Below are 25,023 nucleotides of genomic sequence, written 5' to 3'. Positions count from 1 at the left end.
CCAGGCCGGCGATGCAGTTCATCAGGGTCGACTTGCCGCAGCCCGACGGGCCGACAAGGATCAGGAACTCACCGTCCTTGATCGACAGTTCGATGTTCTTCAGGGTGTCCGGCAAGCCGGCGCCGTAGGTCTTGTTTACATTGCGAAGTTCGAGCGTAGCCATGATTACCCCTTGACTGCGCCGGCCGTGAGCCCGCGCACGAAATACTTGCCTGCGACCACATAGACCAGCAGGGTCGGCAGCCCGGCGATCATCGCCGCTGCCATATCAACGTTGTATTCCTTGGCGCCGGTGCTGGTGTTGACCAGGTTGTTCAGCGCCACCGTGATCGGTTGCGAATCACCGCTGGAGAACACCACGCCGAACAGGAAGTCGTTCCAGATCTGGGTGAATTGCCAGATCAGGCAGACCATGATGATCGGCGTCGACATCGGCAGAATGATCCGGCGAAAGATGGTGAAGAAACCCGCACCGTCGAGGCGCGCAGCCTTCACCAGCGCATCCGGAATGCTGATGTAGTAGTTACGGAAGAACAGCGTGGTGAACGCCAGGCCGTAGACCACGTGCACGAACACCAGGCCCGTGGTGGTACTTGCCAGGCCCATCTTGCCGAGGGTGAACGAGGCCGGCAGCAGGACGGTCTGGAACGGCAGGAAGCAACCGAACAGCAGCAGGCCGAAGAACAGCTGCGAACCACGGAAACGCCACATCGACAGCACGTAACCGTTCAAGGCACCGATGGCCGTGGAGATCAGCACCGCCGGAACGGTGATCTTGATCGAGTTCCAGAAGTAACCATCAACCGTGGCCCAGGCCTTGACCCAGCCGATGCCGCTGACCACGGTCGGCCAGCTCAGCAGATTGCCGGTGCTGATGTCTTCCGGGGTCTTGAAGCTGGTCAACAGCATGACCACCAGCGGTATCAGGTAAAGCAGCACAGCCAGGATGAGCACCGCGTAGATCGCGATGCGACTCAGGCTGATGGCAGGTTTGGCAGCGAGACTAGTCATGACGCTTGGTCCTCAGCTCGGAGTACAGGTAAGGCACGATGATTGCGAGAATCGCACCGAGCATCAGAATCGCACTGGCCGAGCCCATGCCCATCTGGCCGCGACTGAAGGTGAACGAATACATGAACATCGCTGGCAGGTCCGAGGAGTAACCCGGGCCGCCGGCCGTCATCGCCGCCACCAGGTCGAAACTCTTGATCGCAATGTGCGCCAGAATCATCACGGCACTGAAGAACACCGGACGCAGGCTTGGCAGCACAACTTTCCAATAGATGCGCGGCATGCTCGCGCCATCGATCTGCGCGGCACGGATGATCGATTGATCAACACCCCGCAGGCCGGCGAGGAACATCGCCATGATGAAACCCGAGGCTTGCCAGACAGCGGCAATCACCAGGCAATAGACCACGCGATCCGGGTCGATCAACCAGTCCAGGCGGAAGCCTTCCCAGCCCCAGTCACGCAACAATTTGTCCAGGCCCATGCCGGGGTTGAGCAGCCACTTCCATGCGGTACCGGTGACGATCATCGAGAGCGCCATCGGGTACAGGTAAATGGTGCGGATGAAACCTTCGCGCCGGATGCGCTGGTCGAGGAACACCGCCAGCAGCACGCCGATCACCAGGGTGATGCCGATGAACATGCCGCCGAACAGCGCCAGGTTCTTGCTCGCCACCCACCAGCGGTCGTTGTCGAACAGCCGCGCGTATTGCGCCAGCCCTGCCCACTTGTAATTGGGCAGGAACGTCGAGGTCGTGAACGACAGAATGAACGTCCACAGGATGTAGCCATAGAAGCCCACCAGAACGATGAACATGCTCGGCGCCAGCACCAGTTTTGGAAGCCAGCGCTGCAATGCATCGAACGGCGAGGCCTTGCTGAACACAGCAACAGAACTCATGGGAAGATCCAGTACGAGGAATAAAATCTTCAGGCGATCCCGGTAGGAGAGGCTTCTGTGGGAGCTGGCTTGCCAGCGATCGCATCACTCGGGTGCAACTGTTGAACCGAGGTGCCTGCATCGCTGGCAAGCCAGCTCCCACAAAAAACGGCTGCTACAGGGGGCGGGTGAGGACGACCTTATTTGGCCGACTGAACCGCCGCGCCCAGTTTCTTGGCCGCATCGGCCGGGTCGGCTTTCGGGTCGTTGATGAAGTTGGTCACGACATCGAAGAACGCACCCTGTACCGCCAGCGTGGTCGCCATGTTGTGCGCCATGCTTGGCTGCAAGCCGCCGGACTTGGCGTCAGCCAGGAAGTCCTTGGCTGCCGTCTGGGCGCACGAGTCGAAACCGTACTTGCCCATGTCGGCCAGCATGTCGTTGCGCACCGGGATCGAACCTTTGTTGATGCTGAAGACTTTCTGGAAGTTTTCACCCAGCACGACTTTGGCGATGTCCTGCTGACCGGCAGCGGTGCCTTTGTCTTTCTGCTTGAACACCGCCAGCGAGTCGATGTTGTAAGTGAACGCCTTGTCGGTGCCCGGGAACGCTACGCACTCGTAGTCCTTGCCGGCGACTTTCCCGGCTGCGGTCCATTCGCTCTTGGCCCAGTCACCCATGATCTGCATGCCGGCCTTGCCGTTGATGACCTTGGCCGCTTCCAGGTTCCAGTCCTGGCCTTTGCCGTCGGCATCCATGTAGGTCGCGACTTTCTTCAGCTCGGTCAGCGCCTTGACCATTTCCGGACCGGTCAGCGCCTTGTTATCCAGATCGACCAGGGCTTTCTTGTAGCCATCAACGCCCATGACCGACAGCACAACGGCTTCGAACACGGTGCTGTCCTGCCATGGCTGACCGCCGTGGGCCAGCGGGATGAAGCCGGCAGCCTTGAGCTTGTCGCCAGCGGCGTAGAATTCTTCGAGGGTAGTCGGGTTCTTGGTGATACCGGCTTTCTTGAAGACTTCCGGGTTGATCCACAGCCAGTTCACCCGGTGAATGTTCACCGGCACGGCCACGTAATCACCCTCGTACTTCACGGTATCGGAGACTTTCTTGTCGAGCAGGCTGTCCCACTTCTCTGCTTTGGCAACGTCTTCGAGCACGTCGGTGTCGAGCAGACCGGTCGACGCCCACTCCTGGATGTCCGGCCCCTTGATCTGCGCAACGCCTGGCGGGTTGCCGGCAACGGCGCGGCTTTTCAGCACGGTCATGGCCGTCGCACCGCCACCGCCGGCCACGGCGCCGTCTTTCCAGGTGAAACCGTCTTTTTCGACTTGGGCCTTGAGCACATCAACGGCGGCTTTTTCACCACCGGACGTCCACCAGTGCACGACTTCGACCGAACCTTTGGATTCGGCAGCGGAAACACTGAGCGGCAGCATTGCGAGCGGGAACAGGGAGGCGACAGAAATGACAGTAGCGAGGCGAGAAATCGCATTCATCTGAGATGTACCTTTCTTGTTGTTATGCATGCAAGTCTGGTGCTTGCGCTGCACAGGAGTTTAAACAGGACGCCTCCCCTCGCAGGTAACGAAGGGACGCGCGAATGTCACCGCATGGTTACACAGAACCGCCCTGGGACATTTGCGCCAGAGCCGTTGCCATACTGGGCGACAACGGTAGTCGAGGGATCAGCACGGCTTGCCAGGCGTGATACAGATCCGGTTTGCCCGGCCAGATATCAGCACTAGGGCGATTCAGCGGATCGAGTTCGTGATGCCAGCTGCCGTCGCATCGGTCGATGAAAAAACTGTCACAGAATTCCCAAAACAGTCGGTACCAGCGCTCGAATTGTTCATCACCGGTACGCTGCAACAAGGCGCTGGCGGCGGCACTGGCTTCGCAATGAGTCCAGTGCAGGCGATGGCGGACCACTGCTTTGTTGTCCCAGTCGAGGGTGTAGACAACGCCCGGTGCGCCGTCGACATCCCAGCCGTGCAGGCAATTTTGCTCGAAGAGTTTTTGCGCGTCGGTGGCCAGCCATCCGGGTGTCAGCATGCCGGCCTGCACTCGCGCCGCTTCGAGATGCAGGAGCAACCGCGCCCATTCGAATCCATGGCCCGGCGTGGTGCCGTAAGGACGGAAACCATCGGCCGGGTTGTCGTGGTTGTACTCACGCAGCGGCTGCCAGTCGCGGTCGAAATGCTCGATCACCAGGTAGTCGTTGGCAGCGGCATGGCCGTGGATCACTCGCTCGACGATACGCTGCGCACGGCACAGCCAGCGGTTGTCGTCAGTGACATCGGCCAGGGCGAGAAAGGCTTCGGTGGCGTGCATGTTGCTGTTCGCGCCGCGATACGACTCCTCTTCGCTCCAGTCGCGATTGAAGGACTCGCGCATGGCGCCCTCCTCCTCACTCCAGAAGTAGGTGTCGATAATGTCGATGGCGTCATCGAGCAACGCTTGTGCGCCGGGACGCTGGGCGACTAACGCGGAACTGGCGGCCAGCGCGACAAAGGCATGCAGATAGGCATTCTTGCCGGTGTTGCCGTCGCGGTGTTCGGCCAACGCAAACCAGCCACCGTGCACGGCATCGCGCAACGGTCCGCGCAGAGCTTCGACGCCATGATCGACCAGCGCTGCAAACCCCGGCAGGCCTTGAATGTGGGCCATGGCGAAGCTGTGGGTCATGCGTGCGGTGATCATGGTTTGCGCTTGCGCATTGGCCGCAAGGTGACCTTTTTCATCGAGGTTACCGAAGCCTTCGGGAAGCTTCGAAGCTTTGGCGAACGCCAACAGGCGCAACCCTTCGGTGGCGAGCCATTGCTGATGTGCAGGTGCGTTCAGCCAACTGCTGAAGGCAGGTTGGAAGCTGTGCATGGAGGACCTTTTTTGTTGTTATGACTGAGGGGCAGTCTAAACAACGGGCAGTGCCGGGCTTGTAACGAAGGAGGCGAGTTATGTCACCAACCCGTGACATTCATCAGCATCGGTGCAGGTTCGATTTTGTAGGAGCCGGCTTGCTGGCGATAGCGGTAGATGACTCGATGAATCCGCTGACTGACACTCAGCCATCGCCAGCAAGCCGGCTCCTACAACAGTGTCAGTCCATCGAACGCGGCAACTGAAGCGTCACCCGCAACCCGCCCTCACGCAAATTCTGCAGGCTGACTTCACCACCATGGCTATGGGCAATGTTGCGGGCGATTCCCAGCCCCAGGCCATACCCCTGCTGCTGCCCGGCCAAACGAAAGTGCGGCTCGAACACCTGCTCCAGCCGCTGCTCCGGGACCCCCGGCCCTTCATCATCGACGTGCAAAACAAACGCACTGTCGTCGTCATCGATGTGCAGATGCGCGTTCTGCCCGTACTTGAGGGCATTGTCGATCAGGTTGCCGATGCAGCGCTTGAGCGCCAATGGCTTGCCCGGATACGCCGCCAGCGCTCGTCCCTGCTGGGTCACGCGGCCATTGCCGTTGGGTGCCAGATACGGTTCCACCAGACAATCGAGCACATGATTGAGATCCACCGGCTCGATGTTCTCGTGAATGTCGGTGTCTTTCACGCATTGCAGCGCGCCTTTGACCAGCAGCTCCAGCTCATCCAGATCACGGCCGAACTTGGCTTGCAGCTTTTCGTCTTCGAGCAGTTCGACGCGCAGACGCAAGCGGGTGATCGGTGTGCGCAAATCGTGGGAAATCGCGCTGAACAACTGGCTGCGTTCAGTCAGGTAACGGCTGATGCGCTCGCGCATGGTGTTGAAGGCGCGACCAACTTCGACCACTTCACTGCCGCCACCCTCGGCCACCGGCTCGACGTCGGCGCCCAGCGACAAATCCCGCGCGGCCCGCGCCAGGCGCTTGAGCGGACGGCTCTGCCAGTGCACCAACAGACCGATGAACAACAGCAGGAAACCGCTGGTGAGCACGATGAACCACACCTGCTGCGCCGGCAGGCCTTGTTCTTCGAGGCTGGTGTAGGGCTCCGGCAGCAGCGAGGCGATGTACAACCATTCGCCGGGTGCCATCTGGATTTGCGTGACCAGCACGGGCGGATTAACCGGCTCCAGGGTCAGCGCGTAATGCGCCCAGGAGCGTGGCAGCTCGTCGAGCTTCAGGCCGGCGTTGAAAATCCGCAGATCCTCGGGGCTGACGAAGGTCACCGAAATATCGGTGTCATGGCCAAGGGACTGGCGCAACACTTCGTCCACCGCGTTGATCACCGCTTCCTTGCGCGGGGTGATTGGCAGCACGTCCATGCCCAGGGGTTTGTCATTGAGCGTCACCACGAATCGCGTACCGCCCATGCTACGCAACTGGTCGAGCACCAACGGCCGAAACGCCACGGGCAACGAACGGAAGTAACTGACGCTGGCGGTCATCGAATGGGCAAGGCTGCGGGCGCTGGTGACCAGGCCTTCAAGCTGGGTAGCACGCAATTGCGAGACCCAGATCACGCTCGATAACGTCTGGGCGAACAGCACCGCCAGCAGGGTCAGCAGCAACATGCGCCCCAACAGCGAGCGCGGCACCGGCACGCGCCCTGCGAGTTTGCGCAGGGATTCAGTGACCATTGCTGGCAATCACATTGGCTGCCAGTTGATAACCGCTGCCACGCACAGTGCGAATCAGCCGGGGCGGTTTCTCGGTGTCGCGCAGACGCTGGCGCAATCGGCTCACCGCCATGTCGACAATGCGGTCGAGCGGCATCAGTTCACGACCGCGGGTGGCGTTGCCGATGGTGTCGCGGTCGAGGATTTCCTGGGGGTGATCGAGGAACAGTTTCAGCAAGGCGAAATCGGCGCCGGACAGAATCACTTCTTCACCGTCGATGTGAAACAGCCGGTGGCTGACCATGTCCAGCCGCCAGTCATCGAAGGCCAGCACTTCCCCACCGCTGCGCTCCTGGCCGAACTGCGCACGACGCAGCAACGCCTTGATGCGCGCCTGCAATTCGCGAGGGCTGAAGGGTTTGCCGAGGTAATCGTCCGCGCCCAGCTCCAGGCCGATGACCCGGTCAGCCTCGTCGGAGCTGGCGGTGAGCATGATGATCGGCACCTGAGCCCGCCGCGGGTGCTGACGAATCCAGCGACACAAACTGAAACCGTCTTCGTCCGGCAACATCACATCGAGGATCACCAGATCACTGGGTTCGTCATTCAAGGCCTGGCGAAAACCGGCGCCATCGGGCGTGGTACGTACCTGAAACCCGGCGCGGGTCAGGTAGGTGTCCAGCAACTCGCGTATCTCTTGATCGTCATCGACCAACAATATCGACTTGTTGACTGAGCTCACTTCGAAGGCATCCTTGTTGTTGGAATTGGGGCGGATTATGCCTGAGCAAAAACAGATGGCGTACGAGCTTTTGTGGCGAGGGAGCTTGCTCCCGCTGGGCTGCGAAGTGGCCCCGCTGTTTTGCCAGGACATCGTGCTTGCCGAATTTGCGACTGCTGCGCAGCCGAGCGGGAGCAAGCTCCCTCGCCACAGATTACTTATGTCACAACAGGGTGTGCCTGTTCGAGGGCCACACCGGCGCCTACTAGCCCGGAATACGGTGCCGTCACCAGCCACACCGGAATCCCCTTGAAGTAATCGCTCATGCACCCCTTGTCGGCGAAGCATCTTGCGAAACCGCTTTCGAGGAAGAAATCGGCAAAGCGTGGAATCACCCCGCCCACGATGTACACGCCACCGCGCGCACCGGTAGTAAGTACGTTGTTGCCGGCCACCCGACCGAGCCAGCAGCAGAACTGCTCAAGCACTTCCACCGCAATCGGGTCTCCCGCCAGACCGGCAGCGGTGATCGCTTCCGGTGTCTCAAGCACCGGCTCATGCCCGTCTACTGCACAGATCGCCCGATAAACCCGTGGCAAGCCGCCGCCGCTCAATGCCGTTTCAGCGCTGACATGCCCAATTTCATTGAAGATGTGCTGCCACAGTTGAGTCTCGCGAGGGCTGCTCAGCGGCAAGTCGACGTGACCACCCTCCCCCGGCAGTGCGGCAAATCGGCCTTCGCCGAGATCGAGCAAAGTGCCGACGCCCAACCCCGTACCGGGACCGATCACCACCGCGGGGCGCAACGGCTCCGGCGTGCCTTCGCAGACCACGCGGAATTCGCCGGGCTGCAAACGGGTCATGCCCAGCGCCATGGCCGAAAAATCGTTGACCAGCAACAGCTGATCCACCTGCAAGGTCTGGCAAAAGACCTTGCGGCTCAAACGCCAGTGGTTGTTGGTGAACTTGAATTCATCGCCGCTCACCGGGCCGGCCACCGACAGGCACACCGAACCGATAGCCCCCGGTGCCAGGCCGAGCCCGCTCAGGTAAAGGCTGATTGCCTGTTCCGGATTGGCGAAATCTGCTGTCGCCAGCACCTGGACCGATTCCAGCTGCTGGTTTTTCCACAACGCGAAACGTGCGTTGGTCCCACCGATGTCACCGACCAAAGCCAGTTTCAATTAAGCGTCTCCAGGGCAGAAGTAAAGGCGCTGGCGCCCTGCTCCGCCGAGCTGAAGGCCATGCGCATGAAACCAAACAGTTCGCGACCGGTGCCGATGTTGTTACCCAACAGGCCTTTGGCCGGCGTGCGCGCTGCGAATTCTTCGGCGTCCACCTTAAGCTCCAGGGTGCCTTTGACGCCATCGACGCGGATGATATCGCCCTCTTGCACCCGCGCCAAAGCGCCGCCGACATAAGCTTCGGGGCTGACGTGAATCGCTGCCGGGATTTTCCCCGACGCGCCGGACATGCGCCCGTCGGTCACCAGCGCAACCTTGAAGCCGCGATCCTGCAGCACACCGAGGAACGGCGTCATCTTGTGCAGTTCCGGCATGCCGTTGGAGCGCGGCCCCTGGAAGCGCATCACCGCGACAAAATCCTTCTCCAGCAATCCGGCCTTGAACGCATCCGCCAGGTCCTGCTGATCCTGGAACACCATCGCCGGCGCTTCGACAATCTGGTTTTCCAGCGCCACGGCGGACACCTTCATCACGCCGCGACCGAGGTTGCCTTCCATCACGCGCAAACCGCCTTCTGGCGAGAATGCCCGAGCGACCGGCCGCAGAATGCTTTCATCAAGGCTCTCGGTCACGCCTTCGCGCCATACCAGTTCACCGTTGTCGAGGAACGGCTCCTTGGTGTAGCGGCTCAGGCCATGGCCGAGCACGGTGTTGACGTTTTCATGGAGCAGCCCGGCTTCCAGCAGTTCGCGGATCAGGAACGACATGCCACCCGCGGCCTGGAAGTGGTTGATGTCGGCCTTGCCGTTCGGGTAGACGTGGCTCAGGGTCGGCACCACCTCGGAGAGGTCGGCCATGTCCTGCCAGGTCAACTGAATGCCCGCCGCCATGGCGATGGCCGGCATGTGCAGGGTGTGGTTGGTCGAGCCACCGGTGGCATGCAGCGCCACGATGGAGTTGACCAGCGAACGCTCGTCGACGATTTCACCGATCGGCAAGTAGTCGCCGTTCTGTTTGGTAATGCGCGTCACCTGATGCGCCGCTTCGCGGGTCAGGGCGTCGCGCAGTGGCGTGTTCGGGTTGACGAAGGACGCACCCGGCAAGTGCAGGCCCATGACTTCCATCAATAACTGGTTGGTGTTGGCGGTGCCGTAGAAGGTGCAGGTGCCGGGGCTGTGGTAGGAATTCATTTCCGACTCCAGCAGCTCCTCGCGGCTGGCCTTGCCTTCGGCGTAGCGCTGGCGCACGTCGGCTTTCTGCTTGTTGGAAATTCCGGAAACCATCGGCCCGCCCGGCACGAAGATCATCGGCAGATGACCAAAGCGCAACGCGCCCATCATCAGGCCCGGGACGATCTTGTCGCAGATGCCGAGCATCAGCGCGCCGTCGAACATGTTGTGGGACAGCGCCACGGCGGTGGACAACGCGATCACTTCACGGCTCGGCAGGCTCAGCTCCATGCCCGGCTCGCCCTGGGTCACGCCATCGCACATGGCCGGTGTACCACCGGCGAACTGGCCGACGGAGCCGATTTCGCGCAGGGCTTTCTTGATCAGTTCAGGGAAGACTTCGTACGGCTGGTGCGCCGAGAGCATGTCGTTATATGACGAAACAATTGCAATGTTCGCGGAATTCATCATCCGCAAGCTCTTCTTGTCGTCGCTGCCGCAACCGGCCACACCGTGGGCGAAGTTGGCGCATTGCAGCTTGCCGCGCATCGGGCCGTCGCTGGCCGCACCGCGAATCAATGCAAGGTAAGCCTCACGCGTGGCGCGACTGCGGGCGATAAGCCGTTCGGTGACCTCAAGGACGCGGGGATGCATGTGTAGAACTCCAGGCTAACGGATGTGGCGACCTGATTGTCTATGCTGATCAAACGCCGGTGTCGATGGGATGACAGACGGTTTTCTTGATCGGTTGGACCAGTTGATTCAGGTCACTCGTTGTAGATTGAACAAAATATTGCCATCAAAAAGGCTTGTTTTCTATTTTTTTGCGAATAATCTTGTAATTCCAACAACAAAACGACGGTGGCGCTGTTAATGACTCTTCGAATTGCAATCAATGGTTTTGGCCGGATTGGCCGTAACGTCCTGCGCGCACTCTATACCCAGGGCTACCGTCAGGATCTGCAGATCGTTGCCATCAACGATCTCGGAGACAGCGCTATCAATGCGCACCTGCTCAAATACGACACCGTTCACGGCACATTCGACGCGGATGTCCAGCACGATCAGGAAAGCCTGACCGTCAATGGCGACCGTATTGCCGTCAGCGCCATTCGCAACCCGGCCGACCTGCCTTGGGCCGCGGAAAAAATTGACGTGGTGTTCGAATGCACCGGCCTGTTCACCGACCGCGCCAAGGCTGCCGCGCATATTACGGCCGGCGCACGCAAAGTGATCATCTCGGCGCCAGCCAAAGGCGCCGACGCCACGGTGGTCTACGGGGTCAACCACGACATTCTGCGCCAATCGCACCAGATCATCTCCAACGCCTCGTGCACCACCAACTGCCTGGCCCCGGTGGCTCAGGTGCTGCACCGCGAGTTGGGCATCGAAAGCGGTTTGATGACCACCATCCACGCTTACACCAACGACCAGAACCTGACCGACGTTTACCACAGCGACCCGTACCGTGCGCGCTCGGCCACCCAGAACATGATCCCGAGCAAGACTGGCGCCGCTGAAGCGGTCGGCCTGGTGCTGCCGGAACTGGCGGGCAAACTGACCGGCATGGCGGTGCGTGTGCCGGTGATCAACGTATCGCTGGTGGACCTGACCGTGCAGCTGAAAAAAGAAGCCAGCGCGGAAGAAGTCAACGCCCTGCTCAAGCACGCCAGCCAGCATTCGAAGATTCTCGGTTACAACACCTTGCCGCTGGTTTCCAGCGACTTCAACCACAACCCGCTGTCGTCGATCTTCGACGCCAACCACACCAAGTCCAGCGGCAAGCTGCTCAAGGTACTGGCCTGGTACGACAACGAATGGGGCTTCTCCAACCGCATGCTCGATAACTGCCTGGCGCTGTGCAACGCCGAATAACCTTCGCCTGTTGCGCCTTATCCGATCCTGCAGGAGCCAGGCTTGCCGGCGAAGAACGATAACGCGGTACCAATGAATAACCGCGGTGTCGGGTTCACGGGCAAGCCTCGCTCATACAGGCAGGCGATGGCGTCCTCAGCCCCCTCGCAAATCGCCCTGTGGAAAACCCCATGATCGGTATCAGCTTCACGCAAAAAACCATGGCGGCGCGCAAGCGTATCGCCCTGGTGGCCCATGACCACTGCAAGGTATTTCTGCTCGATTGGGCCGCACGACAGAAAGACCGTCTCGCCCAGCATGAACTGGTCGCCACCGGCACCACGGGATTGTTGTTGCAACAACGCCTCGATCTGCCAGTGGAAAGCATGATCAGCGGCCCACTGGGTGGCGACCAGCAGCTTGGCGCGCGAATCGCCGAGCAACGGGTCGACATGCTGGTGTTCTTCTGGGACCCATTCGAACCGCAACCTCACGACCCGGACATCAAGGCGTTGCTGCGGGTCGCGGCGGTCTGGAACATTCCGGTAGCGTGCAATGAATGCAGCGCCGATTATTTGCTCAGCAGCCCGATGATGGATCAACAACACTCGCATCGGATTCCGGATTACGCGACCTATTTGCAGGGCCGCGCGTAATCATCAACAAAATCAAGACTTGACCATGCGCGTGGATGATAAGCATTATCATTAACTCAAAATGGATCAGGTCTTCCCGTGAGTCAATCGCGCTTCAACGACGTTTTCATTACCCAGCGAGTCTCCCTGCTGCGCACGCTGGAGCGAATGGTCAACAATCACAGCACCGCCGAAGACCTGTTGCAGGAGACCTACCTGCGAGTGACCCGCGCTCTCAGTGAGCGGGCCATCGATCATCTTGAACCGTTTGTCTTCCAGACTGCCCGCAATCTGGCACTGGACCATTTGCGTGCGCGACGCATCCATTCTAGGACCATGGTCGAGGACGTGCCCGTGGACGTGGTGCAAAGTGTTGCCGCCCCCGCCAGCAGCGCCGAAGACGCCGCCCATGCCGAACAATTGCTCGAGCGTCTGAACGTACGCCTCAGTCAACTCAGCCCTCGTCAGCAACAGATTTTCATCCTCAGCCGCCTGCACGGTCACAGTTATCTGGAGATTGCTGAAAAACTCGGCGTTTCGCTCAGCACCGTGCAGAAGGAACTGAAACTGATCATGACGATATGTATCGGCGTCGCCGAACGGTCAAGCGGCCACTGAGCCGGCTGCGGCTCGACGAGTCTGGTCATCAGGGCTACCCTTGCCGCTCTTTTCAGTTTCACTACAAAAACAGCCGTGCGTAGACACTGCCGAGGAAACACCGTGACGGACACCCACCGCTCCCCTTCGCCCTCACCGGCGCAGGCTACTGCAGACGCGATGGACCAGGCCCTGGACTGGCTGATCGTGCTGGACAGCCCGAGCGAAGAGCAGACGCGCCAGTTCCATGCATGGCTTGCGGCGGACCCGGCGCATGCCGACGCGTTCGCCAAGGCTCAGGCGATCTGGAACGGCCCGCACGTCACGCAATGCGCACAAAGCCTGGCTGCCCGCCCGGCAAAGGTCACGCTTTTGGCTCGCTTGCGCCCGCACTGGAAACCCTTGGCCACGGCGGCCGTGCTGATCCTCGGTCTGTTCAGCTTCAGCAATCTGCCCATGCGCCTGCAGGCCGATCACCTGACCGTGGTTGGCGAGCGCCAGCGCCTGCAACTGGAGGACGGCTCGAAAGTCCTGCTAAACACCAACTCGGCGTTTTCCAGCACCATCAACGACCAGCAACGCCAGGCACGTCTGTTTCAAGGCGAGGCATTTTTCGAGGTTCAGCCCCATCGTGATCGGCCGCTGGAAATCAACGCGGGCCTGGTTACCGCCAGCGTGCGCGATACGGCATTTGCCGTGCGCTACCTTGACGGCGTGACCCAGGTTCGCGTGCAGCGCGGTGATGTCGACTTGCGCGCCACCCATGACGACGCACGGGTTCGCCTGACCGCCGGAGAGAGCATCCGCATCGGCCCCAACGGCTTCGACCGCCCGGCCAAGCTGGATGCAGCCACCGACCTGGCCTGGGTCCAGGGGCGCCTGGTGTTTGAAAACTGCCCGCTGAACCAGGTGCTCGCTGAGCTGCGTCGTTACTATCCGGGCTGGATCATCAACAACAACGAGCAGTTGGCCGCGGTTGCCGTGACGGGAAATTATCGTCTCGATCAGCCGCTGGACGTGGTTCGCTCGCTGGCCCACATCACTTCCGCGCAACTGAAGGAATACCCGGCGCTGGTGATCTTGAACTGAATGAGAATTATTTTTACTCGATAGCCGTTCCCCGTACGTCTCGTTATAGCCAATGCAATTGATTCGCATCTAAACCTGCCAATCAGCACCTATAAAGATTCGTGCGACACGGAGCGCTATCGATGTCCTCTCGCCTTACCCGCCAATCCCCTTCACCTTCCCGTGTGCTGTCGCTGCTGACCGCCGCCATCCTGATGGCCGGCAGCGCCCCGCTGATGGCGGCTACTGCTACCGAACAGCAGACCCGCAAAATGGGCGACTACGCATTCACCATCGCGCCGCAATCACTGGTCTCGGCACTCAATGCCTTTACCGCCGTGACAGGCTGGCAGGTAGGCTTGCCGGCCGAGCTCGCGCAAGGGGTCGCTTCGCCGGGTGTGCGCGGGTCGTTGCCTGCGGACAAAGCCCTGGATCGCCTGTTGGTGGGGACCAACCTGAGTTATCGCAAACTGGGTGACAACAACATCGTGCTGGAGCGTAGCACCACCGGCAGCGCGCTCAATCTGCAACAGACGACCATCAGCGCCACCCGCCAGGAGCAGTCGGTGGACAGCGTACCCAGCACGGTCACTGTCCACACGCGCGAAGAACTGGACCGCAACAACGTCAATACCATCAAGGATCTGGTGCGCTACGAGCCGGGCGTTTCGGTAGGCGGTGCCGGCACCCGCGGCGGAATCAGCGGCTTCAACATCCGCGGCATCGACGGTAACCGGGTTCTGACCCAGATTGACGGGGTCGAAGTCCCCAACGGTTTCTTCAACGGCCCCTATGCCAAGACCCAGCGCAACTACGTCGACCCGGAAATCGTCAAACGCGTCGAGATCCTCCGCGGCCCCGCTTCGGTGCTCTACGGCAGCAACGCCATCGGCGGCGCGGTCAGCTACTTCACCCTCGATCCGGACGACATCATCAAGCCCGGCCAGGATGTTGGCGCACGCTTGAAGACCGGCTACAGCTCCGCTGACGAGAGCTGGCTGAAATCCGCCACCGTGGCCGGTCGTGCCGATCAATTCGACGGCCTGCTGCATTACAGCCAGCGCGACGGTCACGAAACCGAATCCTATGGCAACAACAACGGCACCGGTCTGAGCCGCACGGCGGCCAACCCGGAGGACGTACGCACCAGCAACGTCCTGGCCAAGGTCGGCTGGAATTACCAGGATGACGCACGCCTGGGCCTGACCTACGAGAAGTACAAGGACGATCGCGATAGCGACCAGAAAAGTGCCTATGGCGGTCCGTTCTTCGAGGGCGCCCCCACCATCCCGGCGAGCATTTTGCCTGGCGGCATGTACCAGTGGCGCACCGGTAACGACACGATCACCCGCGAGCGTTTTGGCCTGGAACACAGCTTCGCCCTGGACAGCCTGCTGACGGACAATATCAAGTGGAGCCTGAACCATCAGATTGCCAAGACTGACCAGAGCACCGACGAGTTCTATTTCCCGATCACTCGCCAGGTACTGCGAACCCGCGACACTCTCTACGAAGAAAAGCAGTGGGTGTTCGATTTGCAGCTGGATAAATCTTTCAGCATTGCCGACACCGAGCACTTGCTGACTTACGGCACCACCCTCAAGCAACAGAAAGTCACCGGCTCGCGCAGCGGTAACGGCACCTGCCTGGCGGTCGGTCGCGGCTGCACTGCCATTGGCGCCAGCAGCCCAGCGGACGTGCTGAAAAAATCCTCGGATTTCCCAGACCCGACCATCAACACCTACAGCGTGTTCGCCCAGGATCAGATCAGCTGGAACAAGTGGACCTTCCTGCCGGGCTTGCGCTACGACTACACCGAACTCAAGCCGGATATCACCGACGAATTCCTCAACACCGTTTCGGCTGACGGTCGCGGCACCGTCAGCGACGAAAACAAGACCTGGCACAAAGTCTCGCCCAAGTTCGGCCTGACCTACGCCCTGACCGATCACTACACCTGGTACGGCCAGTACGCCGAAGGCTTCCGCACCCCGACCGCGAAGGCTTTGTACGGGCGTTTCGATAACACCGCGGCGGGTTACAGCGTGGAACCCAACCCGGACCTGGAACCGGAAAAAAGCCAAAGCTACGAGACGGGCCTGCGGGGCAACTTCGAGCAGGGCTCATTCGAAATGGCGGTGTTCTACAACAAGTACCGCGACTTCATCAACGAAGACGCTGTCACTCCGGGTTATGACCAACCGACCTTCCAGAGCGCCAACATCAAGCACGCCACCATCAAGGGCGCGGAAATCAAGGGTCGCCTGAACCTCGATACCTTGGGTGCGCCACAAGGTCTCTATACCCAGGGCTCGGTGGCCTACGCCTACGGTCGCAACAACGACAATGGCGAGCCGATCAACAGCGTCAACCCGCTGACCGGCGTGTTTGGTCTGGGTTACGACCAGGACAACTACGGCAGCTTGCTCAGCTGGACCCTGGTGAAAAAGAAGGACCGCGTCGACGACAGCAACTTCAAGTCGCCGGACGGCGTCAGCAGCCAGTTCAAGACGCCGGGCTTCGGCATCCTCGACCTGACCGGGTTCTACAAAGTGACCAACGACGTCACCCTCAGCGGCGGCATCTACAACCTGACCGACAAGAAGTACTGGCTGTGGGATGACGTGCGCGGCTACGACAGCGTCGGCGAAGCCTCGGTGACCCAACCGGCCAACCTTGATCGCCTGACCCAGCCGGGTCGCAATTTCGCCATCAACCTGATCTGGGATATCTGACTGGCCTCACCTCTCTGCGCGGCTTCACAGGGCTGCGCAGTGAGGTTTTTTTACTGCCTGGCCCAAGCTGATTCGTCTCGTTAACAAGCGTTTCTTTTTCTTCCAAAGGATTTGTCATGACCACTCAGGACACCGTTCAATCCCCGAGCCTGCGTTCCCAACGCCTGAACCAGATCACCCACGAGCCCCACACCAGACTCGATGCCCTGGTCAAAGCCCACGCGCCTTTTGAATCCAGGGCCAGCTTCGCCCGCTTCGTGGTGGCGCAGTACCTGTTCCAGTCGGAACTGGTGTCGCTGTACAACGATGCTCAACTGATCGCCATCGTCCCGGACCTCTGCGCTCGCTGCCGCGCCGAAGCGGCCAAGGCCGACCTGGCGGACCTGGACACCGACGTTCCGGCGCCGGTCGCCGGTGCGGTGAACAACCCAGGCAAGGCCCAAGCGCTGGGCTGGCTGTTCGTTTCCGAAGGCTCGAAGCTGGGTGCGGCGTTCCTGATCAAGCGTGCCGTGGGCCTGGGTTTGAGCGAAACCTTTGGTGCGCGGCACTTGGGCGAGCCGGCCGGTGGTCGTGCGCAAGGCTGGAAGAGCTTCGTCAAAACCCTCGATGGACTGTCGCTCAGCGCAGAAGAAGAAGCCGAACTGGATAAAGGCGCCATCGATGCGTTCAATCGGTTCACGGTGTTGCTGGAACAGGCTTACGCCACCACCCCGGAAATCGCCTGACTGTATAAAAATCCTGTGGGAGCGGGCTTGCCCGCGATGGCGGCTTCACATCCAATAGAGATGCTGAATTGGAAATTGCTATCGCGGGCGAGCCCGCTCCCACAGGGACCGAGCAACTTCCCCAGATCCTGATCTAGCCTCGATACCTGCCGTGAGCCCATGCCCGCCTCCTCAAAACTAACCCGCGTTCTCTTCGGCCTGCTGGCCTACGTCAGCCTGGGTATCGGCCTGATCGCCATCGTCATTCCCGGCCTGCCGACCACCGAATTCATCCTGCTGGCCGCCTGGGCCGCCACTAAAAGTTCGCCACGCCTGAGTGCCTGGCTGGAAAGTCATCGATTGTTCGGTCCCATCCTCAGCAATTGGCGCAACGGTAGAATCATCGCGCGCCGGGCCAAAGTCAGCGCCACGGTCAGCATGCTGTTATGTGCCGGTCTCATGCTGGTAATGCTCGACCATGGCTGGCCGATTTATCTGGCGATCGCCGGGATGGGGTTGGGCAATCTGTGGATCTGGTCGCGGCCTGAATCGCCGACGCGACGCACCTGAATGCACCGCGATTTTTCCTGTTTTTGAGCCTGCTTTCGGCACATTTTCCCGCGCAAACGTTCAACCATGACCGTTCGTCGGCATGCTGCTCATGCAATCTCGGCTTCGCGCCGATGTGGATGGAATGGCGCTAAATGGATTTGGCGGATCGAGCCGCTCCGGCTCACAGCCAACTATTCATCCATTCGCGAGCTCGCCCCATGTTCGACTCACTGTCCATCCGCCTGAAAATTGTCCTGCTCTCCGGCCTCTGCCTGCTCGGCGTCGTCGCGTTGATCGTGGGCATGAACTTCTATCAGACCAATCAGAACGATGAACTGGTCAGCGACTCCAGCAGCAGAATGCTCACCGCCAGCGTGCAGGACTTGCTGCAGGCCAAGGCCGCCGAGCAAGCGGTTCGGGTGCAGAAGACGTTCGGTGAAACCCTGACGGTAGTGACCGCGTTGGCGGATCAGATCAACGACATGCGCAACCTCGCCGCCAAGCGCTCGCTCGAGCCCGGTGCCCTGCGCGAAGAGTTGAACCAGAGCTTGAAGACCGCATTCGAGCGCAACAGCAAAGTGCTGGGGATCTGGCTGGCGTTCGAACCCAACGGCCTCGACGGCAAGGACAGCGAGTTCGCCAATGATGCCGCCCGACAGTCCAACGAGGCGGGTCGCTTCGCTACGTACTGGAGCCGCGCCGGGGGTGAAGCGCTCAATACCATCATGGTCGAAGAGGACATGACCAAGACCACGCTTAACCTCAGCGGCACGCCCTACAACATCTGGTACACCTGCCCGCGGGACAGCAAGCGCACCTGCCTGCTCGACCCGTACGCCGATACGGTCGGTGGCAAGGAAGTGTTGATGACCACCATTTCCGTTCCGCTGCTGGTTGAGGGCAAAGCCATCGGCGTAGTCGGTATCGACATCGCGCTCGACGCCCTGCAAGCTGCGGCGGTCGATTCCCAGCGTGAACTGTTCAACAGCGCCGGGCACATGCTGATTGTCTCCGGCACGGGCGTCATGGCGGCCTACAGCGTCGACGCCAGCAAAGTCGGCAAAAGCATCGGCGATACCCTCGGCGCAGATGGCAAGGACGTCTTGCAACTGCTCGGCGCCGGCACCGCGAAAATTCTCCAGCAGGGTGACCTGATCCGCGCGGTGTACCCGGTCAGCCCGATTGCCGATTCCAAAGCCTGGGGCGTGGTCATCGACCTGCCCAGGCAAGTGCTGCTGGCGGATTCGGTGAAGCTGCAATCGGTGCTCGACGACGCCCAGCAAACTGGCACGATCAAAGCCATTGTGGTGGCGATCATTGCCGGCCTGATCGGCTTGCTGCTGATGTGGCTCACCGCTTCGGGCGTGACCCGGCCGATCAACAGCGTGGCCGACATGCTCAAGGCGATCGCCAGTGGCGACGGCGACCTGACCCAGCGTCTGCACTACAGCAAGAAGGATGAATTGGGCGAGCTGGTCAGTTGGTTCAACCGGTTCCTCGACAAGCTGCAACCGACCATCGCGCAGATCAAGCAAAGCATCACTGACGCTCGCGGCACCGCTGACCAGTCTTCGGAAATCGCCCGTCAAACCAGCGAAGGCATGCAGGTGCAGTTCCGCGAAATCGACCAGGTCGCCACCGCTTCCAATGAGATGAGTGCCACCGCCCACGACGTCGCCAACAGTGCGTCGAATGCGGCAAGCGCCGCCAAAGGCGCCGATCAATCGGCCCGCGATGGCATGCAGATCATCGAGCGCAGCACCCGCGACATCAATCAATTGGCTGATGAAGTCAGCAAGGCCGTGACCGAGGTCGAGGCACTGGCGGTCAACAGCGAGCAGATCGGTTCGGTGCTGGAGGTAATCCGCAGCATCGCCGAGCAAACCAACCTGCTGGCGCTCAACGCGGCGATCGAAGCCGCGCGTGCCGGCGAGAGTGGTCGTGGTTTTGCGGTGGTGGCCGACGAAGTGCGCAACCTGGCCAAACGCACCCAGGACTCGGTGGAAGAAATTCGCCTGGTGATCGAGCGTATCCAGAGCGGCACACGCGGCGTGGTTGCCACCATGCATTCAAGCCAGACCCAGGCCCACAGCAACGCCGGACAAATCCAGCAAGCGGTGCAGGCCTTGAGCAAAATCAGCGACGCAGTCACCGTGATCAGCGACATGAACCTGCAAATCGCCAGCGCCGCGGAACAGCAAAGCGCCGTAGCCGAAGAGGTCAACCGCAACGTCTCGGCGATCCGCACCGTCACCGAAACCCTGACCGGCCAGGCTACCGAATCGGCGCATATCAGCAGCCAACTCAACAGCCTGACGACCCAGCAAATGAAGTTGATGGATCAGTTCCGCGTTTAAAAACGCACCCGGCAGGAGCAAAGCTTGCTCGCGATAGCGCAGGGTCAGACACTGCATAGCTGACTGTCACGCCGCCATCGCGAGCAAGCTCAGCTCCTGCATGGGGTTTTCATCTATCTATGCTCGGCCTCTCGTTGGGCAAGCCCTTCGATGCGAGCGGGCTCACTCCCGCAGGTTGATGCATTCCATGCAGGAGTGCTCACAACCTCAACACCCCGCTGTACAGCCCATAGGCTGCCAACCCGGCGCCGCAAATGACACAGGTGAATATGCCCTTCTCGACCGGTGTGAACAGCGGTTTACCCTGTTCACGCCTGGCCTTGGCGAACAGGATCACGCCCGGCGCATACAGCAAGGCCGAGAGCAGCAAATACTTCAAACCACCGGCGTACAACAACCACACCGCGTAACTCAGGGCCACGCCGCCGATCAACAGATCCTTGGTCCGTTCTGCCGAAGCGTGCTCATAGGTTTCACCGCGCCCGCTCAACAACACCGCATAGGCCGCCGACCACAGATACGGCACCAGAATCATCGACGAGGCCAGGTAAATAAGGCTGGTGTAGGTGCCGGCGGAAAACAGCGTGATCAGCAGGAACAGCTGAATCATCACGTTGGTCAGCCATAGCGCATTGACCGGCACATGATTGGCGTTTTCCTTGGTCAGGAACGCCGGCATGGTCTTGTCTTTCGCCGTGGCGAACAGGATCTCGGCACACAGCAGCGCCCAGGAGAGCAACGCGCCCAGCAGTGAAATCGCCAGCCCCACGCTGATCAGCAACGCGCCCCAAGGGCCGACGATATGCTCCAGCACCGACGCCAGCGACGGGTTCTGCAAGGTGGCCAACTCCGGTTGGCTCATGATGCCCAGCGACAACACGTTGACCAGCACCAGTAACGCCAACACACCGAGAAAACCAATGACCGTGGCCCGCCCCACATCCGAACGTTTCTCCGCCCGCGCCGAATAGACACTGGCGCCTTCGATACCGATGAACACAAAGACAGTGACCAGCATCATGTTGCGCACCTGGTCCATCACGCTACCGAAACTCGGGTTGCTGCGCCCCCAGATGTCACGGGTAAACACATCGGCCTTGAACGCCACCGCAGCAATCACGATGAACAGGATCAACGGCACGATCTTGGCCACCGTGGTCAGCAGGTTGATGAACGCCGCCTCTTTGATTCCGCGCATCACCACAAAATGCACCGTCCACAACAGCACCGAGGCACAGGCAATGGCAATCGGCGTATTGCCCTCGCCGAAAACCGGAAAGAAAAACCCCAGCGTGCTGAAGAGCAAAACGAAGTAGCCGACGTTGCCCAGCCAGGCGCTGATCCAGTAACCCCATGCTGAGGAAAACCCCATGTAATCGCCAAAGCCGGCCTTGGCGTAGGCGTACACCCCCGAGTCCAGCTCCGGTTTGCGATTGGCCAGGGTCTGGAACACAAACGCCAGGGTCAGCATGCCGACGGCGGTGATTGCCCAACCAATCAATATCGCACCGGCATCGGCTTTGGCGGCCATGTTCTGCGGCAGGGAAAATATTCCACCGCCAATCATCGAGCCCACGACCAGAGCGATCAGCGCGCTCAGGCGAAGCTTTTGCTGGGTTTGCGACATTGTTGCGCCTCCAATGGCTCGGAAAATACCGGGTTATCTTCTTATTATCTAATTGGGTAGAGCGTAATAACCTTTATTCGATAACGCCAATTTACGACTCTTACTGAGCGCTTATAGATTTACCCTTTTTTATAGCGATTCGCTTTAACCGTGCCCCTCAATAAAACTATTTGCTACTGAATTTACCTCCGCAAAGTTTGCGTCCGCCTAAAAACGAACTAGCGTCATAAAGCAGCAACACGATCCGTTAAATACTTAAAACACGACGCCTCTAGGACAGGCTTTTCAGAATGCTGACTTGTGCCTGCGAATATTTGGTGAGCTTTTATCCACAATGTGAGCATGCACTGATCCATGTCAGCTGATTGAGTTGTAAACAGAACCAAGCTGTTAACCCTCTTCATCTGCAATGGAGTCATGCAATGTCTGAAACCCCTGGAAAACTTCGACTGGGAGCACTGGTTGCCCTGGTAGTTGGTTCAATGATAGGTGGAGGGATTTTTTCTTTGCCACAGAACATGGCCGCCAGTGCTGACGTCGGCGCCATTCTGATTGGCTGGGCCATCACCGCCGTGGGTATGCTGACGCTCGCTTTTGTGTTCCAGACCCTGGCCAACCGCAAGCCTGACCTCGACGGTGGTGTCTACGCCTACGCCAAGGCCGGCTTCGGCGACTACATGGGCTTTTCTTCCGCCTGGGGCTACTGGATCAGCGCCTGGCTGGGCAACGTCGGCTATTTCGTCCTGCTGTTCAGCACCCTGGGTTACTTCTTCCCGGTCTTCGGTGAGGGCAACACGGTGGCTGCAGTGATTGGCGCCTCTGTCCTGCTCTGGGCCGTCCATCTGCTGGTGCTGCGCGGGATCAAGGAAGCCGCCTTCATCAACCTGGTGACCACCGTAGCCAAGATTGTGCCGCTGCTGTTGTTCATCCTGATTGCGGTGTTCGCGTTCAAACTGGACATCTTCACCGCCGACATCTGGGGCATGAAGAACCCCGACCTGGGCAGCGTGATGGATCAGGTACGCAACATGATGCTGGTCACCGTCTGGGTGTTCATCGGCATTGAAGGTGCGAGCATTTTCTCGGCGCGTGCGGAAAAACGCAGTGATGTGGGTAAGGCCACGGTGATCGGCTTTATTTCCGTACTGCTCATTCTGGTGCTGGTGAACGTGCTGTCGCTGGGCATCCTGACTCAACCGGAACTGGCCAAGCTGCAGAACCCGTCGATGGCCGCCGTGCTCGAGCATGTGGTGGGTAAATGGGGGGCGGTACTGATCAGTGTCGGCCTGATCATTTCCCTGCTTGGTGCGCTGTTGTCATGGGTGCTGCTGTGTGCGGAGATCATGTTCGCCGCCGCGAAGGACCACACCATGCCGGCCTTCCTGCGCAAGGAAAACGCCAATCAGGTGCCGGTCAATGCGCTGTGGCTGACCAACGCCATGGTTCAGGTGTTCCTGATCATCACACTGTTCTCGGCCAGCACTTACCTGTCGCTGATCTACCTCGCCACCTCGATGATTCTGGTGCCATACCTGTGGTCGGCCGCCTATGCCCTGCTGTTGGCGGTACGCGGCGAAACCTATGAAGGCGCGGCGGGTGAACGGCAGAAGGATCTGATCATCGGCGCCATCGCGTTGATTTACGCGGTCTGGCTGCTCTATGCCGGCGGTATCAAGTACCTGCTGCTCTCGGCCCTGCTCTACGCACCCGGCGCCATCCTGTTCGCCAAGGCCAAGCTGGAACTCGACAAACCGGTGTTCACCAACGTCGAGAAACTGATTTTCGCCGCGGTGGTCGTGGGCGCGCTGGTAGCGGCCTACGGTCTCTATGACGGCTTTCTGACCCTGTAATTTGTAGCTGGAGGATCACTGAAATGACCACGGAAAAAGTTAAGTACGGCGTCCATTCCGAAGCCGGCAAATTGCGCAAAGTCATGGTTTGCTCCCCCGGGCTTGCCCACCAGCGTTTGACCCCGAACAACTGCGACGAACTGCTGTTCGACGACGTACTGTGGGTGGCTCAGGCCAAGCGCGACCATTTCGATTTCGTCACCAAGATGCGTGAGCGCAATGTCGATGTGCTGGAAATGCACAACTTGTTGACCGACATCGTCGCCATCCCCGAAGCCCTGGACTGGATTCTGCAACGCAAGATCACCGCCGATTCGGTGGGTCTGGGCTTGATCAATGAAACGAGTTCATGGCTGCGCAGCCTGGAGCCGCGCAAGATCGCCGAGTTCCTGATTGGCGGGGTCTCTGCCGATGACCTGCCGGACAGTTTCGGCGGCAAGACCATCCAGATGTTCCGTGAATTCCTCGGCCACTCCAGCTTCATCCTGCCGCCGCTGCCCAACACCCAGTTCACCCGCGACACCACCTGCTGGATCTACGGTGGCGTCACCCTCAACCCTATGTACTGGCCGGCGCGTCGCCAGGAAACCCTGTTGACCACCGCCATCTACAAATTCCATCCGCAGTTCACCAACGCCGAATTCGAAATCTGGTATGGCGACCCGGACAAGGACCACGGCAGTTCCACCCTCGAAGGCGGCGACGTGATGCCGATCGGCAACGGCGTGGTGTTGATCGGCATGGGCGAACGCTCATCCCGCCAGGCCATCGGCCAACTGGCGGTCAACCTGTTCAAGAACAAAGCCGTCGAGAAGGTCATCGTCGCCGGCCTGCCGAAATCCCGCGCGGCGATGCACCTGGACACCGTGTTCAGTTTCTGCGACCGCGATGTGGTGACGATCTTCCCGGAAGTGGTGAACCAGATTGTTGCCTTCACCCTTCGCCCCGACGAAAGCAAACCGGGCGGCATCGACATCCGTCGCGAAGAAACCAACTTCCTCGACACCGTGGCCAAGGCCCTCAACCTCAAGGCCCTGCGCGTCGTCGAAACCGGCGGCAACAGCTTCGCCGCCGAACGCGAGCAATGGGATGACGGCAACAACGTGGTGGCCGTGGAACCGGGGGTGGTCATCGGCTACGACCGCAATACCTACACCAATACTCTGCTGCGCAAGGCCGGGGTGGAAGTGATCACCATCAGCGCCGGCGAACTCGGACGCGGTCGCGGCGGCGGCCACTGCATGACCTGCCCGATCATCCGCGATCCGATCGACTACTAACCTATTAACTTCGGCCCGCACTTACCGAGTGTGGGCCGAAGGGATAACCGACACCTTAGGAGATCCAAAATGGCGTTCAATATTCATAACCGCAATCTGCTGAGCCTGGAACACCACACCCCTCGCGAATTGCGTTACCTGCTCGACCTGTCCCGCGACCTCAAGCGCGCCAAATACACCGGCACCGAACAGCAGCACCTCAAGGGCAACAACATCGCGCTGATCTTCGAAAAAACCTCGACCCGCA

Annotated in this window: 20 protein-coding genes and 1 pseudogene; 11 read left to right on the top strand and 10 right to left on the bottom strand. The window is 60.1% G+C overall.

Features of this window, described 5'->3' with window-relative positions; all coding sequences use genetic code 11:
• The 9 genes from D8V06_RS18315 to edd all read right to left on the bottom strand — a co-directional run.
• Window positions 1–163: ATP-binding cassette domain-containing protein (locus tag D8V06_RS18315; RefSeq protein ID WP_130931483.1), on the bottom strand; the 163-nt coding region annotated here is incomplete at its 3' end.
• Between the two features lie 2 nt (window positions 164–165).
• Window positions 166–1,011: a carbohydrate ABC transporter permease gene (locus tag D8V06_RS18310; RefSeq protein ID WP_056852625.1), complete on the bottom strand. Its 846-nt coding sequence runs from the start codon at window positions 1,009–1,011 to the stop codon at window positions 166–168.
• Entirely contained in the window at window positions 1,004–1,912 is a 909-nt protein-coding gene (locus D8V06_RS18305; RefSeq protein ID WP_056852626.1) for a sugar ABC transporter permease, read from the bottom strand. Before D8V06_RS18305 ends, D8V06_RS18310 begins: the two co-directional genes overlap by 8 nt.
• A gap of 179 nt (window positions 1,913–2,091) precedes the next feature.
• Window positions 2,092–3,393, bottom strand: coding sequence for an ABC transporter substrate-binding protein (locus tag D8V06_RS18300; RefSeq protein WP_130931478.1), 1,302 nt, complete (start codon window positions 3,391–3,393; stop codon window positions 2,092–2,094).
• Window positions 3,394–3,511: 118 nt separating this feature from the next.
• Window positions 3,512–4,771, bottom strand: a complete 1,260-nt coding sequence (locus D8V06_RS18295; RefSeq protein ID WP_130931477.1) for an AGE family epimerase/isomerase — start codon at window positions 4,769–4,771, stop codon at window positions 3,512–3,514.
• A gap of 223 nt (window positions 4,772–4,994) precedes the next feature.
• A complete protein-coding gene (locus D8V06_RS18290) occupies window positions 4,995–6,464 on the bottom strand; it encodes an ATP-binding protein (protein WP_130931476.1) in 1,470 nt (489 codons plus the stop codon).
• Window positions 6,454–7,185, bottom strand: coding sequence for a response regulator transcription factor (locus tag D8V06_RS18285; RefSeq protein WP_056852630.1), 732 nt, complete (start codon window positions 7,183–7,185; stop codon window positions 6,454–6,456). Before D8V06_RS18285 ends, D8V06_RS18290 begins: the two co-directional genes overlap by 11 nt.
• A gap of 197 nt (window positions 7,186–7,382) precedes the next feature.
• Window positions 7,383–8,348 (bottom strand): glucokinase, encoded by a 966-nt coding sequence (locus D8V06_RS18275; protein WP_130931474.1) that lies wholly within the window; start codon window positions 8,346–8,348, stop codon window positions 7,383–7,385.
• On the bottom strand, window positions 8,345–10,171 hold the full coding sequence (edd, locus tag D8V06_RS18270) for a phosphogluconate dehydratase (protein WP_056852632.1): 1,827 nt from the start codon (window positions 10,169–10,171) through the stop codon (window positions 8,345–8,347). Before edd ends, D8V06_RS18275 begins: the two co-directional genes overlap by 4 nt.
• A gap of 219 nt (window positions 10,172–10,390) precedes the next feature.
• Between edd and gap the strand changes: the two genes are divergently transcribed.
• The 8 genes from gap to D8V06_RS18230 all read left to right on the top strand — a co-directional run bounded on the left by gap (window position 10,391) and on the right by D8V06_RS18230 (window position 20,019).
• Window positions 10,391–11,392, top strand: coding sequence for a type I glyceraldehyde-3-phosphate dehydrogenase (gene gap / locus D8V06_RS18265; RefSeq protein WP_056852633.1), 1,002 nt, complete (start codon window positions 10,391–10,393; stop codon window positions 11,390–11,392).
• 170 nt (window positions 11,393–11,562) lie between these two features.
• Window positions 11,563–12,027 carry a methylglyoxal synthase gene (locus D8V06_RS18260; protein ID WP_056852634.1) on the top strand — a complete coding sequence of 155 codons (465 nt, stop codon included), beginning with the start codon at window positions 11,563–11,565 and terminating at the stop codon, window positions 12,025–12,027.
• 78 nt (window positions 12,028–12,105) lie between these two features.
• On the top strand, window positions 12,106–12,624 hold the full coding sequence (locus tag D8V06_RS18255; protein ID WP_130905888.1) for a sigma-70 family RNA polymerase sigma factor: 519 nt from the start codon (window positions 12,106–12,108) through the stop codon (window positions 12,622–12,624).
• A 102-nt stretch (window positions 12,625–12,726) separates the two neighbouring features.
• A complete protein-coding gene (locus tag D8V06_RS18250; protein ID WP_130931473.1) occupies window positions 12,727–13,692 on the top strand; it encodes a FecR domain-containing protein in 966 nt (321 codons plus the stop codon).
• Between the two features lie 122 nt (window positions 13,693–13,814).
• A complete protein-coding gene (locus tag D8V06_RS18245) occupies window positions 13,815–16,406 on the top strand; it encodes a TonB-dependent receptor (protein ID WP_130931472.1) in 2,592 nt (863 codons plus the stop codon).
• A 116-nt stretch (window positions 16,407–16,522) separates the two neighbouring features.
• On the top strand, window positions 16,523–17,131 hold the full coding sequence (locus tag D8V06_RS18240) for a biliverdin-producing heme oxygenase (protein ID WP_130931471.1): 609 nt from the start codon (window positions 16,523–16,525) through the stop codon (window positions 17,129–17,131).
• Between the two features lie 159 nt (window positions 17,132–17,290).
• Window positions 17,291–17,680 (top strand): YbaN family protein, encoded by a 390-nt coding sequence (locus D8V06_RS18235; protein WP_130931470.1) that lies wholly within the window; start codon window positions 17,291–17,293, stop codon window positions 17,678–17,680.
• A 200-nt stretch (window positions 17,681–17,880) separates the two neighbouring features.
• Window positions 17,881–20,019 (top strand): methyl-accepting chemotaxis protein, encoded by a 2,139-nt coding sequence (locus D8V06_RS18230; RefSeq protein WP_130931469.1) that lies wholly within the window; start codon window positions 17,881–17,883, stop codon window positions 20,017–20,019.
• Window positions 20,020–20,218: 199 nt separating this feature from the next.
• On the opposite strand, the gene arcD (D8V06_RS18225) is transcribed toward D8V06_RS18230, so the two are convergent.
• The gene (gene arcD, locus D8V06_RS18225; RefSeq protein WP_056852641.1) at window positions 20,219–21,646 is read right to left on the bottom strand and encodes an arginine-ornithine antiporter; all 1,428 of its coding nucleotides are present in this window, start codon (window positions 21,644–21,646) and stop codon (window positions 20,219–20,221) included.
• Window positions 21,647–22,068: 422 nt separating this feature from the next.
• On the opposite strand from arcD (D8V06_RS18225), the gene arcD (D8V06_RS18220) reads away from it, so the two are divergent.
• The 3 genes and pseudogenes from arcD (D8V06_RS18220) to D8V06_RS18210 all read left to right on the top strand — a co-directional run.
• Window positions 22,069–23,496, top strand: a complete 1,428-nt coding sequence (gene arcD, locus D8V06_RS18220) for an arginine-ornithine antiporter (protein ID WP_130931468.1) — start codon at window positions 22,069–22,071, stop codon at window positions 23,494–23,496.
• 23 nt (window positions 23,497–23,519) lie between these two features.
• Window positions 23,520–24,776: an arginine deiminase gene (gene arcA / locus D8V06_RS18215; protein ID WP_056852643.1), complete on the top strand. Its 1,257-nt coding sequence runs from the start codon at window positions 23,520–23,522 to the stop codon at window positions 24,774–24,776.
• A 69-nt stretch (window positions 24,777–24,845) separates the two neighbouring features.
• Window positions 24,846–25,023: pseudogene (locus D8V06_RS18210) on the top strand (ornithine carbamoyltransferase subunit F); the annotation flags it as partial.

This window comes from Pseudomonas sp. Sample_24, assembly GCF_004307605.1.
Classification (GTDB): domain Bacteria; phylum Pseudomonadota; class Gammaproteobacteria; order Pseudomonadales; family Pseudomonadaceae; genus Aquipseudomonas.
This window is presented reverse-complemented; position numbering and strand designations above follow the sequence as displayed.